The organism is Clostridium sp. (assembly GCF_050717545.1).
In the GTDB taxonomy this organism is placed as follows: Bacteria; Bacillota; Clostridia; order Clostridiales; family Clostridiaceae; genus Clostridium_AD.
Window position 1 is genome coordinate 32,818 of record NZ_JBOITN010000004.1, and the last position, 12,851, is coordinate 45,668.

A 12,851-nucleotide genomic window follows, 5' to 3' on the forward strand; every position below is an offset into this window, starting at 1 on the left:
AATCTATTGTTACGATTAGGTAAAGAGTGAATAAGTTTAAAAAATGATATGTATTTTGTACATAATTATGCTATAATAATGAAAACTATTATAATTTAAAAAAGAGGTGATGTTCTATGCCGCTAATAAGACCAATAACAGATTTGAGAAATACAAATGAAATATCCGAGATGTGTCATAAAAGACAAGAACCTATTTTTATCACTAAAAATGGTTATGGAGATTTAGTTGTGATGAGTATGGAAACTTATGAATCTCAACTTGCAATGGTGGGAGTTTACAAAAAACTTGCAGAAGCTGAGGCGCAGATTTCAGAGGGCGCTATATTACTAGATGGTGAAGAAGTTTTTAAGAAGTTGAGGAATAAATATGCCCATAAATGAATACAAAATTAAATTTACGCCAGTTGCTGAAGAAGACTTAGATGAAATTTATGAGTATATTTTTAATAAATTATTTGCAAAACCTGCGGCAAATAATCTGATGGAAAAGATAGAAACGGGAATAATGAGGTTAAAACAATTTCCTTTTTCTTGTAGTTATGTTTTAGATGAAGCATTAAAAATAAGAGGTTATCGTAGATTCATAGTAGATAATTATATTGTATTTTATTTAGTAAATGAAACTGAACAACAGGTGGTAATAATGCGAATTCTTTATGGTGCTAGAGATTATGAGAAGTTAATGTAAGTAAATCAAATCCCACACAAGGCTAGGCGAAGATGGGACATCAGATGCGGATTAAAGGTGAAAAAGTTTGGATGGAAAATTGAGAGATAAGGAAAAAAATAAAACAAAAAAACTTGGCGGCAGCCATGGGGAGGGAACTACTGAAATTTATAGAGATATAATTTCAGTAGTTTTTTTGCATTAAAAGTCTTTGTACTGGATTATGAAATGTATTTTGCAAGTTAAATTTCCTCACTTTTGCAAATATTTTTCCTCACCCCTAGGTGGGGAATTTTCAAGTTAACCAAAGCAGGATTACTGAAATTTTTAATGAACAGTGTAGCTTTTTTAACTCGTTTGAAATATGAAAATTGTAAGGTGTTATGAGTTGATAAAAAAAATTGAAAGCGTTATAATTATTCTACTTTAAGATTAAATTAATGGTGGTGTTAAAATGAATAATGATATCAAAGAAATGTTTGAAATGATATTAACAAAATTAGGTGGGTTAGAAGAAAATCAAAAGAGTATGGAACAAAAAAATGATAAAAACCATAATGAAGTTATAAATAAATTGAAAATATTAGAAAACAATCAGGATGCAATCAAAAATTATATTTTCAATTCGGATGATACGTTTAAAAAGGTAGAAGATGAAAAATTGGGTAGGAAAAGTTGAAAATTTTGAAAAATAGAAACGAAAAAACTTGGCGTGAGCCATGGGGTGAAAACTACTGAAGTGAATTTCGGTAGTTTTTTGTCGTGGGGGCTAGGTTTCACGACATTTATAGAATATCCATTATATTAAATGCACAAATAGTGTATAATGGAATTGTAAACTATATATAAAAATGCTAAAATGAAAGTATAAGGTATAATAGAAAGTAGGTGAGATGGCTTATAAATACTGAAAATGAACAACGAGTAAAATTAGATCAGATACTAAAATCACTGTTTGCAGTATCAAAGAAAGTGCTAATTACAATGATGAATAGCCTATTTAAAGAAGATTTTGATGAAAAAATGGTAGAAGTAACATTTGAAAATAGTGAATTTGTTTCAGATGATTATGATATAATACGTGGTGATTTATTTTTAAAGATTTGTAAGGAAAATAAACCATATCATTATCATATAGAGCTGCAAACAAAAAATGATTCAACAATGGTAATAAGAATGTTTGAATACGGTTTTAATAAAGCAAAGGAATTAGCAAAGGGTCAGGTCGATAATACAGAAGAAATAGTATTATTTATTCCAAAGCAATTAGTCATATTCATTGAGCAAAATAGGAATATTAAAGATGAATTAAAAATGAATTTAATTTTTCCAGATGGACAGGAAGTAAAATATACTGTACCAACAATGAAATATTGGGAGTATAGTGACATAGATATTATGGAAGATAAAATGTACCCATTGCTTCCATTGCAAGTATTTAAACTTAGATATAAAATGGAGCAAATTAAAAAGAAACATGGCGAAGGAAGTTTTGAACTTATAGAAACAATTATAGAAGCAAAAAATATATCAGAAACAATATCTAAAGAAGGAAGTCAATTATTTGATAATGGGGAAATAGACGGTGATGATTTTCATAGAATATTATTAGCTGTGGCAAATTTATTCGAATATCTGAATACAAGATATGGTGAGGATGAAAAATTAAATGAGGAGGTACGCGCTATGACTAAGACTTTGTATGATCCAGCTGTAGAACAAAGGGGAAGAGAAAAAGGAAGAGAAGAAGGAAGAGAAGAAGGAGTGGAAAAAGAAAGAAAAGAAATAGCAACAGAAATGCTATTAGCTGAAGAACCAATTGAAAAAATTAAAAAATACTCTAAGTTAAGTGAAGAAGAAATAACAGAACTAAAGAATAAACTATTTTTGAATTAGCAAACAGAAACTGACAGCTAGCGCTGACAATATCTGTAAAGGAGTCGCATCAGCCGCCTATATTATGGGAGACATGAAGGTGGAGATGAAATAGGCAAGCGGAGCTAGGCGAAAATGGGACATTTGATGCGGATTTAGAAGATGAAAAATTGGGTAGGAAAAGTTGAAAATTTTGAAAAATAGAAACGAAAAAACTTGGCGTGAGCCATGGGGTGAAAACTACTGAAGTGAATTTCGGTAGTTTTTTGTCGTGGAGGCTAGGTTTGACGACATTAATATAATATTTTAAAATTACTGTAATGTAAAAATCAATGTTATATAATGAAATTAATTATGAATTACAATGAGGTGGATAAATTTTGACGAAAAAACATGATTATGATGCAGCCTGGAAGTCAATTCTAGAAGCATTTGAAGTGGAAGTAGTAGAATTACTTTTTCCAGAGATATTTAACAAAATAGCATGGGAGTTAGGCACAGAATCCTTAGATAAGGAGCTATTGGAAATACAGAAGGATATATTTGATAAAGATAGTACTGAAAAAGTAATATCGGATAAAATAATAAAGGTGAGATTAAAAGATAAAGAAAGCAAGATCTTATTTATTCATGTAGAGGTACAAAGCTATAGTAGAGGTAATGAAGTTTTTGGAGAAAGAATGTTCAGATACTTTTATAGGATATGGGATAAATTTAGATATAAGTGCGAAGATAGGTCAGAAATAGTGGCTGCAGCAATATATACTTATAAAGGTGATAGTTGAAAAGATAAAAGCTATGTATATAAATTACCAGAGATAGAAAGTGAAATACTAATATATAACTTCAAAACTATTGATGTAGAGAAAATGAAGCTTGAAAAAATCAGTGATGATAACCCATTGAAATTAGTGTTTAAAATGGCAAAAATTCTATTAGAAACAAATGCAATAGATGAAGATATATATGAAGCAAAAATAAAATTAGCAGAAGAATTAAAAAAATATGCTAAAGTTAAAAATACTGATCAAATAAAGGCATTAGTAGATTTTTTAGAATACTTATTTTTAATTAAAAATCCAGAGTTAGAAAAGAAATATGAAGAATATAAAAAGGAAAATGGAGGTGTATTTAAAGTGAGTATAGAGGAGATTAGAAAATTGCACTACAAAGAAGAAGGAAGAGAAGAAGAAAGAGAAAAAGCGAAAAAAGAAAAGATAGGAATAGCTAAGAAACTTTTACGTAAAGGTGTATCTATAGACATAATTGTAGAGAGTACTGAATTATCAATAGAAGAAGTGGAAAATATCAAAAATGAAATAGCTAATTAGATAATGAGCAAGCTCTCACTCAGTTCCTCGCAAAGCCCGCCTGGGGTCGTGAACAAAGAGTAGAAACCAATAAACGTATTCACTTCGCTACATACATTTATTAGAAACCAATTATTGGAATGAGGTCACATCGGCCACCTATTTTGTGGGAATTGTAAAAATTCACATGAAATAGGCATGCGGAGGCTAGGGGATGATGGAACAGCTGATGCGGATTAAATGTGAAAAGGGTTGGATGGAAAGTTGAGAGATAAGAATAAGATAAAACAGAAAAACTTGGCTGTAGCCATGGGGTGGAAAACTATTGAAATTTATAGATGCATATAATTTCGGTAGTTTTTTTGACGTCAAAAAAGTATGGTTAATGATAGTATTTTAATTTCTTATATATTAGTGTGTAAAGAGAATATTTTAAAAAGTTGCAAAAACACCTAGAGAGGGCACCAGCAAAAAAACTACTTAAATGCAATAGTTATGCATTTAGGTAATTTTTGTTAAAAGCAACCAATAAACGTATTCGTTCCGCTGCATACATTTATTGGAATGGGGTCGCATCAGCCGCCTAGTTTATGGGAATTGCAAAAATTCACATGAAGTAGGCAAGCAAAGGCTAGGCGAAGATGGGACATCAGATGCGGATTTAGAAGATGAAGCGTTGGGTAGGAAAAATGATAAATTGGGAAAAAAGAAACAAAAAAACTTGGCGGCAGCCATGGGGTGAGACTAGTGAAATATTTAAATATATATCACTGGTTTTTTCGTCGTTAAAAGAGAATAGGTTTCACGACATTAATATAATATTTAAAAAGTAGTGTAGAATAAAGTGTAATTTTCTGATAAAATGAGAATATAGGAAGGAATGATTATATGGAAAGATTAAAGCCTTTAAATGACTTTATTTTTAAGAAAACTTTTGGTGAGGAAGAGACAAAAGATAATCTTATAGCACTACTTAATGCAATCCTAAGTAAAAAAGATAGAGATAAACTAGTAGGGCGAAATAATATGGAATAAAGAATTAACGCCTGAATTAATTCAAGATAAGACAGGTATAATAGATGTTAGAGCTAAAACAAAAGATAGTACGCAACTTGAAATAGAAGTGCAGTTAACAAACCAGCACAACATGGATAAAAGGACAATGTGGTATTGGGGAGAAATGTTCTCACAAGGTATAAAAAAGGGAGAAGATTATAAGAACCTACCTAAGGTCATAACCATAAATATATTAGACTTTGAATATATAAAAATACCTGATAAATTTCACACAACGTTCCATTTATGGGAAGATGGAGTTAAAGACTATATGCTGACAGATGTTGTAGAAATTCATTTTATAGAGATGGAGAAATTGAGAAAGTTAAGAAGCAAGAACTTAAAAGAAGATAAACTTCAAAGGTGGTTATCCTTTTTTAGGGAAGATATAAGTAAAGAAGAGTTAAAGGAGCTGATGGAAATGGACGTTGATATTAGAAAAGCAGAAGAGAAAATAGAATATCTAAGTAGTGATCCAAAGACATTAGAACTTTACAAAGCAAGAGAAAGATCACTTCATGAGAGGGCTAATATGATAAGCACAGCTAAGGATGAAGGTGTAATAGAAGTTGCAAAAAATCTGTTAAAACTAGGAGTTAGTATAGATATAATAATTAAAGCTACAGGTCTTTCAGAGGAAAAGGTCATACAAATAAAGAAAGAGTTAGAAAGTTAGTAGCAAGGCGAACCTGCAGTCCGCCAAAGCCCCAGAGGGTCCGGCCAAGGACCCCCGGGGGACGTGAACTTTATGTGAACGACCTATATGTTGTATGTAATTAATATTAAAATAAATAAATAAATTAATATGTAAAAAGGGGTGAGTATTTTATGTTGTATCATGCATCAGGAGAAGTTGTTGAATTTCCAGAGATAAGAAAAAGTAGATATACAAAAGGTTTTTCGTGGGGGTTTTATTGTATTAATAATTTTGAACAAGCAAAAAGGTGGACTAAAAGAAATAGAGAATATGCTACAGTTAATTATTATACTTACACAGAAAATAAAGAGTTGAAAATATTAAAATTTGAAAATATGTCTGATGAATGGTTAGATTTTATTGCAACTTGTAGAAATGGATTAGTACATGGGTATGATATAGTAGAAGGACCAATGGCAGATGATACTGTTTGGAACTATGTAAATGATTTTTTAACTGGAGAAATTAATAGAAATATTTTTTGGGAGTTAGCAAAATTTAAACATCCTACTCATCAAATAAGTTTTCATACATTAAAAGCAATAGACTGCCTTAAATTTGAGAGGAGCGAAATTATAAATGAATGATGCTCAAAAAAATAATTTATTTTATCTTTGTTCACTCATAGAATTTATAGGAAGAAAGACGAAAAATAGGAGAACAATTATTGTAAAAATACTTGGAAAGAAGGAGTTAGATAGGCAGCTAGGACTTGCTGATGTTAATCATTGTTTGTCATTTGAGCAAGTATCAGATGAGATAATAGAGTATTTTAATATACAAGAAGGTGATTTTGATTCAGTAGGGTTATGTAAATATAATGTACCAAGTTTTCAAGCAATAGGCAAAGAATATCAAAGATTAATATTAGATGTATGTTTAGAACAAGATAATACAGTAGATGTTCTATACGCAGTATTTCAATCATTCATTAGCGATGAGATTTCAGATTTTAATTCATCGGTATATTATAGTACTCCAGAATATTTAAAGTATTCTTATTTAGAAGGAAAACTATTAGCATAAAGTGAGAAAGCTCAGACGAGGCCTCGCAAGGGTCTCCGGGGGTCGTCAACTTTGCGTGAACGACAATGCGGAAAGCTAGGCGAAGCTGGGAAAGCTGATGCGGATTAAAGGCGGAAAAGTTCGAATAGAAAGTTGAGAGATAATGGAAAAAATAAAACAAAAAAACTTGGCGGCAGCCATGGAAGAGGGAACTACAAAATATATAGAGGTATATATTTTGTGGTTTTTTCGTCGTGAAGCTCAAGTTTCAAGCCATTTATATAACATTCAGCATAGTGTTTATTAATTATTTAGCTCCCACTCGATTATTTAAAAAAAATTGGACATAATTTAGAAAAAAATAATAGTAAATGAAGTAAAGTAAGTAATGGGGAAAATAGGACTGAAATTAAAATAAGGAAGTACATTAGATATAGTTAGGAGTTGAAGAATATAAGTTTTGTAGAAAGTGCTATAAAAACAAATGTTGATGAGGGGGTAGTATAAATGGCAGCAGTAGTTAATAGTTTCGCATTGAGTGGGGTAGATGGGTATGTGGTAAAAATTGAAACAGATACTATATATGGTCAGCCGTCTGTATCCATAGTCGGACTAGGAGATGCCTCAGTGAAGGAAGCAAAAGAGAGACTCGAAGCTTCCATCATACATATTAAATATGAGTTCCCAAGAATGAAAATTGTTATAAATCTTTCACCAGGAGATATCAAAAAGAGTGGGTCCCATTTTGATTTAGCTATGGCTATAGGGCTTTTGATACAATCAAAACAAATTTGTGCAGAAGATATGCAAAACTTTGGGTTTATAGGAGAACTCTCTTTAAATGCTGATATAAGAGCGTGTTCAGGAATTTTACCTATGGCAATAGAAGCCAAGAAAAGGGGAATCAATAATTTAATTGTTCCTAAAGAGAATATACGTGAAGCATCTTTAGTAAAAGGTATAAACATATTTGGATTTGAAAAACTCACAGAGGTAATTTCTTTTTTAGAAGGGGTAACTCCTTATAGCACGCTAGAAGATTTAAAATGTGAGCATATAATCCAAAGACTATACTTATTTGACTTTCAGGATGTTCAAGGTCAGGATGCTATTATAGAATTTATTGTAGCAACAGCAGCAGGCGGGCATAATTTAATTATGTCTGGAGCTCCTGGATGTGGCAAGTCAATGATAGCCAAAAGAATACCATCAATTCTTCCATCTATGACTGAGAGGGAAGCTTTAGAAGTAACAAAAATATACAGTGTATCTGGCGTTCTAAAAAACAGGGGCACACTAATTACAGAACGGCCGTTTAGAGCACCACATCACAATGCGTCCATGAATTCTCTAATAGGTGGGGGAAACAATGCTATGCCAGGAGAAATTTCTCTCGCTCACAATGGTGTGTTATTTTTGGATGAAATAGCAGAGTTTAATAAGAAAACTTTAGATGCGTTAAGGCAACCCATGGAAGATAATAACGTCACTATTGCTAGAGTTAGATATACTAATGTTTATCCTTCAAGTTTTATGCTTATAGCAGCTATGAACCCTTGTTCATGTGGTTATTATGGGCAGCAAAGATGCCATTGCACTGATTATGAAGTTTTGAAATATAGGCAAAAAATATCAGGGCCTATGCTCGATAGAATAGACATTCAAAAGTATGTTCTACCTGTAGATTTCATAAAGCTTTCTGGCGAATCTAAAGGTACTAGTTCAAGTGAATTAAGACAAATAGTGGAGTTTACTAGAAATATAGAATGGAAAAGATATAAAAATATAGAAGGGGTAAATTCAAATGCAGAAATGACACCTGCATTAATAAAAGAGTTTTGCGTGTTAGAGGACGAAAGTAAGAAACTTCTACAGATGGCTTTCGATAGATTTAATTACAATATATAATTCTAAATCCCTAGCTTGTTCACAGGAAATTTTGACTAAATGTGAAAAACTAAATATAAAAGTATTAACTTATGGAGATTCTTTATATCCAACTCAGGTAAAAGATATTAAAAAATCTCCAGTGATTTTATATTATAGAGGGAATCTTATAGAAGAAAGTATGGGAGTAGCCATTGTAGGGAGTCGTAGATGCACTGAATATGGTAAAAGATTGACTGTGGATGCTGGTAAGTTTTTAGCCCAAAATAATATACCAGTTATTAGTGGAATGGCTAAAGGTATAGACGGATATGCACACACAGCTTGTTTAAAAGTAGGTGGATATACCATAGCTATCCTGGGCTGTGGTCTGGATATATGTTATCCCAAGGAGCATATAGAACTTATGCAGGAAATTATAGAAAGAGGCGCAGTTGTTTCAGAATATCCACCAGGAACAAGTCCAGATGCTAATCATTTTCCAATGAGAAACAGGCTAATTAGTGCTTGGTGTAAAAAACTTTTAGTAGTGGAAGCAGGAGAAAAAAGTGGCTCTCTTTTGACAGCTGCTTACGCAAAGGAGCAAAATAGAGAAGTGTTTGCAGCACCCAATAGTATTTATATTAGAGAAAGTGTAGGCACTAATAAGCTAATTGAAGAAGGCTCTAAAATATATTTAAATCCTTCGCAACTATTGGATCAGACGCGTCGACCGCTGGTGAATAATACATTGCAAAATTCAGAGCTAATAGGTGATGATTTAACAGCACCGGCAGGTGATGATTTAACAGCACTTGAAAAAGCTATACTTATAAAAATAAAAGACAATCCTATGACACTAGGACAAGTATTACTCTATATAAAAGAGGATAAGTCGGATGTTTTAGAAACTATATCAATAATGGAGCTAGAAGGAAAATTAATTAATAATAGAGGTATTATAAGAGTAAATATTTAACAACAGGGGTAGAGCCTTCTATTGTGCTTGAATATGAGTAATTGAGAGTTTTCAAAGGTGAATAATTTATTATAAGCAAGCTTGTCACTACTAAAATTTATAGAAGCCAGGCAAAGGGAATATAGAGTAACAGTAACAAGACAAGAGACATATTATAATATAATATGTCTCTTGTCTTCTTTTTTAAATGGTTCAATAAACATAGAAAAGTACTATTAAAAAAATAAAGGAGATTTTTATATGGGTTAAATATACCTTTATTATCATCTTATAAAAATCTTATAAAAGTTAAATGGGTAAAATAATAAATGTATGTGAAAACTTAAGGAAAAGCGCAAATATTGTCGCATAATAAGTAATATAATGAGCGAATCGGTTTTAACTATTGGTTAGTCCTCTCTGTTATATGATAATATGTGGATTATACTGTTATAAGAGGGAGGAATAAATATGGAAAAGAAAAGAATGGATTGGGTTGATATGGCAAAGGGATTCGCAATGATTTTAGTTATGTTTGGACATGCGCCCATTTCATTGCGTATTCAGGCTGAGATATACACGTTTCATGTACCGTTATTTTTCTTTATGTCAGGATATTTATTTTCAAATGTAAAATATAATAATTTTTCATCTTTTTTTAAAAAAAGAATTATAAGCATAGGTATACCATACTTTTGTTTTTCTTTTATTGAGTATATCTATTTTTTTGTGGCCAATAATAAAGAAAACGTCAGTCCTCTAACATCATTTATTGGTACGCTCATACCATTAAGATATAATAATGGTACTTTACACAATGGAACATTGTGGTTTATAGTATGTTTGTTTATGTGTGAAATGATATTTTTCTTAATAGTGAAATATACTAAAAATGATAAAAGAAAAATCATTGCATGTTTAGTAATTAGCGCTATTATTGGAGGAATATATAACAAGTATATTGGGAAGCCATTACCTTGGAGTATTGATGTGGCGTTTATTGCTGTAGTATTTTATGGCATAGGTTATTTATTAAAAGGTATAGAAAACAAAGTAAGCAAGCTTGTAAATATAAAATACTTAATTATATTTTTGATTGTTAATGTAATTATAGGACATTTAAATATTCGCTATATAAATGCTCGCTCAGATATGTCATCAAGCGAATATGGTAATTTTCTCTTTTTCTATGTGTCAGCCATTAGTGGAATTATGGCATCCTTAATTTTTTGTAGATTATTACGAAAATCAAAAACATTAATATATATAGGTAAAAACAGTATAATATTTTTCGCGTTCCATCAAATGATAATATATCCAATCTTAGATAAATTAATTTCACATATTAGTTTTTTTACTAGTCAAAAATTATACATAATATCGCTAAATGGCATAATACATGTTTGCGTAACTTTGATAGTTATGATCCCGATAATTTATGTAATTAACAATTATATGCCATTTATATTAGGAAAAGGATTTTCAAAGAAGGTGGCTAAGGACACTAGAAGTATATGAACTTTATGAAAGCAAAAACCACAAAATATATAGAGATATATATTTTGTGGTTTTTTCATTGTAATTATTTGAGCAAATTACATGATCATACTGCTGCCTTATTTCTTTGGCGTTATGTCTTCATAAATGTATTTATGAAGCTGATCTACAGTAGCTTTCATATCAGCTACTAAATACCATATTCCATCTATCGTTTTGCCATGGGAGTAGTCTTCCCTTGGAAATCTTTCTTGATTTAAGGTCTTAATATTTGAAGAAAACATTTTTGAGCCTAGCTTTATTATATCTAGGTTATTCATGCTTGTCTCTGTCAAAGGTAAAAGTTTAGAAACAACAGATGGAAATTCCGTTGGCCCTAGTGACTGAATATTTGTGAATATAGCAGATAATATAGTTCTTTGCCTTTCAGTTCTCACAAAATCCCCACCAGCAGTATAACGTATTCGTGTATATGCAACAGACTGCATTCCGTTTAAAGTCTGTGATCCGGAATTAGAAATTCTCGATATTGATTCATTCTCAAGAGTAGCAGTTTCACTCATATAGCTGTTTATTAGACCAACCTCATTATCTTTAACATCTACAGTTACTCCACCAATAGCATCTATAATTTTCTCAAGATTGAAAAAATCAACAGTTGCATAATCTCTAATATTTAAATCAAAATTTTCATTAAGAGTTCTTATTGCAAGCTGGGGACCACCATAAGCGTATGCATGGTTAATCTTTGTTTCACCATGACCATTTACTTTTACATACGTGTCTCTCATAATAGAGGAAATTTTAATTTTTTTGTTATTCTCATCTATAGAAAGTATCATTATAGAATCCGACCTAGCTGGTTCATCCTTATTTCTCCTATCTACACCGAATAAAGCGATATTTGTTACTTTGGTATCTTCTTTTTTTTCTTGGATTTTTTTAGGCTTAACACCTAAATCATCATCAGTTTTAGATATTGTTTTAGTTTTAATTTTGTTAAGTTGATATAGGGAGGAACCAAAGGCAGTCCCAGCAATTAATACAATGATAAAAAACAAACTTAAAATAATTTTCTTCCAATGGTTCTTTTTTTTCTTTCTGTTCATGTTTTAACCTTCCCATCATAAGTAACATTCACGCTACCAAATTATAATCTATGTATTTTGCTTTATCTTACATCCTGTAATCTTTTATATTTTTATAAAAAAAGAGAATTTTCACCTCCAATTACGTTAATAGTAGTAAGTATAACATAATTAGTAGCCAATAAATGATTTCACTAGGTTTATTCATAGAATGGAAATAAGTCGTGTCAGCAATCTCTACTGGAATTTATACAAGTTTAGATTTTATGATATTGTTAGAATATTCAATATAATGTTTAGGTAAATATATGTTTAAAAATATAAAAGATGATATAATTAAAGAAGGATAAAAACTTAAAGAAGATACTAAATTTATATAAAACAGAATGATGTTAGAAAGAGGTGAAGTTATATGCTATTACCACAAGAAAATAAGAGTTATACTTATGAAGATTATTTAAAGTGGCCAGATGATGAAAGATGTGAATTGATTGAGGGTACACCATATATGCAAGCAGCACCAGCATGGCAACATCAAGCAATTACTTTTGAGTTAGGTAGGCAATTTGGAAACTATTTAATAGGAAAGTCTTGCAGAGCGTTTACTGCTCCATTTGATTTAATAATATTGGATGATGTAACCGAAGAAAGTAAATCGAAAAATGTAGTTCAACCAGATCTTATAGTTATATGTGATAAGAGTAGATTAAAAGGTACTGGATACGTTGGAGTGCCAGATTTAATTATTGAAGTATGTTCGCCATCTACAATAAGAAATGATAAAGTTTTAAAGTTTAATAAATATGAAACAATTGGAGTAAAAGAATATT

General features: G+C 30.9%; 15 protein-coding genes and 1 pseudogene. 15 read left to right on the forward strand and 1 reads right to left on the reverse strand.

What is annotated here, in order from left to right; translation table 11 throughout:
- The first annotated feature begins 116 nt into the window (after window positions 1-116).
- From ACREVX_RS00775 to ACREVX_RS00840, 14 genes and pseudogenes are all read left to right on the forward strand, one after another.
- The gene (locus ACREVX_RS00775) at window positions 117-383 is read left to right on the forward strand and encodes a type II toxin-antitoxin system Phd/YefM family antitoxin (protein WP_431542149.1); all 267 of its coding nucleotides are present in this window, start codon (window positions 117-119) and stop codon (window positions 381-383) included.
- Window positions 370-690, forward strand: a complete 321-nt coding sequence (locus ACREVX_RS00780; RefSeq protein ID WP_431542151.1) for a type II toxin-antitoxin system RelE/ParE family toxin — start codon at window positions 370-372, stop codon at window positions 688-690. The genes ACREVX_RS00775 and ACREVX_RS00780 overlap by 14 nt, the downstream gene beginning before the upstream one ends.
- Before the next feature lie 433 nt (window positions 691-1,123).
- On the forward strand, window positions 1,124-1,348 hold the full coding sequence (locus ACREVX_RS00785; RefSeq protein WP_431542153.1) for a hypothetical protein: 225 nt from the start codon (window positions 1,124-1,126) through the stop codon (window positions 1,346-1,348).
- Window positions 1,349-1,557: 209 nt separating this feature from the next.
- Window positions 1,558-2,565 carry a hypothetical protein gene (locus tag ACREVX_RS00790; protein ID WP_431542154.1) on the forward strand — a complete coding sequence of 336 codons (1,008 nt, stop codon included), beginning with the start codon at window positions 1,558-1,560 and terminating at the stop codon, window positions 2,563-2,565.
- A 359-nt stretch (window positions 2,566-2,924) separates the two neighbouring features.
- Window positions 2,925-3,875: pseudogene (locus ACREVX_RS00795) on the forward strand (Rpn family recombination-promoting nuclease/putative transposase).
- Window positions 3,876-4,413: 538 nt separating this feature from the next.
- Window positions 4,414-4,596 carry a hypothetical protein gene (locus ACREVX_RS00800; protein ID WP_431542155.1) on the forward strand — a complete coding sequence of 61 codons (183 nt, stop codon included), beginning with the start codon at window positions 4,414-4,416 and terminating at the stop codon, window positions 4,594-4,596.
- Window positions 4,597-4,742: 146 nt separating this feature from the next.
- Window positions 4,743-4,889, forward strand: a complete 147-nt coding sequence (locus tag ACREVX_RS00805; RefSeq protein WP_431542140.1) for a PD-(D/E)XK nuclease family transposase — start codon at window positions 4,743-4,745, stop codon at window positions 4,887-4,889.
- A gap of 40 nt (window positions 4,890-4,929) precedes the next feature.
- Window positions 4,930-5,586, forward strand: a complete 657-nt coding sequence (locus ACREVX_RS00810; RefSeq protein ID WP_431542168.1) for an Rpn family recombination-promoting nuclease/putative transposase — start codon at window positions 4,930-4,932, stop codon at window positions 5,584-5,586.
- A 152-nt stretch (window positions 5,587-5,738) separates the two neighbouring features.
- A complete protein-coding gene (locus ACREVX_RS00815) occupies window positions 5,739-6,194 on the forward strand; it encodes a DUF3990 domain-containing protein (RefSeq protein WP_431542156.1) in 456 nt (151 codons plus the stop codon).
- Complete coding sequence (locus ACREVX_RS00820) at window positions 6,187-6,633, forward strand: hypothetical protein (RefSeq protein WP_431542157.1); 447 nt, start codon at window positions 6,187-6,189, stop codon at window positions 6,631-6,633. Before ACREVX_RS00815 ends, ACREVX_RS00820 begins: the two co-directional genes overlap by 8 nt.
- A gap of 142 nt (window positions 6,634-6,775) precedes the next feature.
- A complete protein-coding gene (locus ACREVX_RS00825) occupies window positions 6,776-6,919 on the forward strand; it encodes a hypothetical protein (protein WP_431542158.1) in 144 nt (47 codons plus the stop codon).
- 200 nt (window positions 6,920-7,119) lie between these two features.
- Complete coding sequence (locus ACREVX_RS00830) at window positions 7,120-8,520, forward strand: YifB family Mg chelatase-like AAA ATPase (RefSeq protein ID WP_431542159.1); 1,401 nt, start codon at window positions 7,120-7,122, stop codon at window positions 8,518-8,520.
- A 31-nt stretch (window positions 8,521-8,551) separates the two neighbouring features.
- Entirely contained in the window at window positions 8,552-9,457 is a 906-nt protein-coding gene (gene dprA / locus ACREVX_RS00835; protein WP_431542160.1) for a DNA-processing protein DprA, read from the forward strand.
- 450 nt (window positions 9,458-9,907) lie between these two features.
- Window positions 9,908-10,954 (forward strand): acyltransferase family protein, encoded by a 1,047-nt coding sequence (locus tag ACREVX_RS00840; protein WP_431542162.1) that lies wholly within the window; start codon window positions 9,908-9,910, stop codon window positions 10,952-10,954.
- Window positions 10,955-11,052: 98 nt separating this feature from the next.
- On the opposite strand, the gene ACREVX_RS00845 is transcribed toward ACREVX_RS00840, so the two are convergent.
- Complete coding sequence (locus ACREVX_RS00845; RefSeq protein WP_431542163.1) at window positions 11,053-12,042, reverse strand: LCP family protein; 990 nt, start codon at window positions 12,040-12,042, stop codon at window positions 11,053-11,055.
- 391 nt (window positions 12,043-12,433) lie between these two features.
- Here ACREVX_RS00845 and ACREVX_RS00850 point away from each other — a divergent pair.
- On the forward strand, window positions 12,434-12,851 hold a 418-nt coding region (locus tag ACREVX_RS00850), incomplete at its 3' end, for a Uma2 family endonuclease (RefSeq protein WP_431542164.1).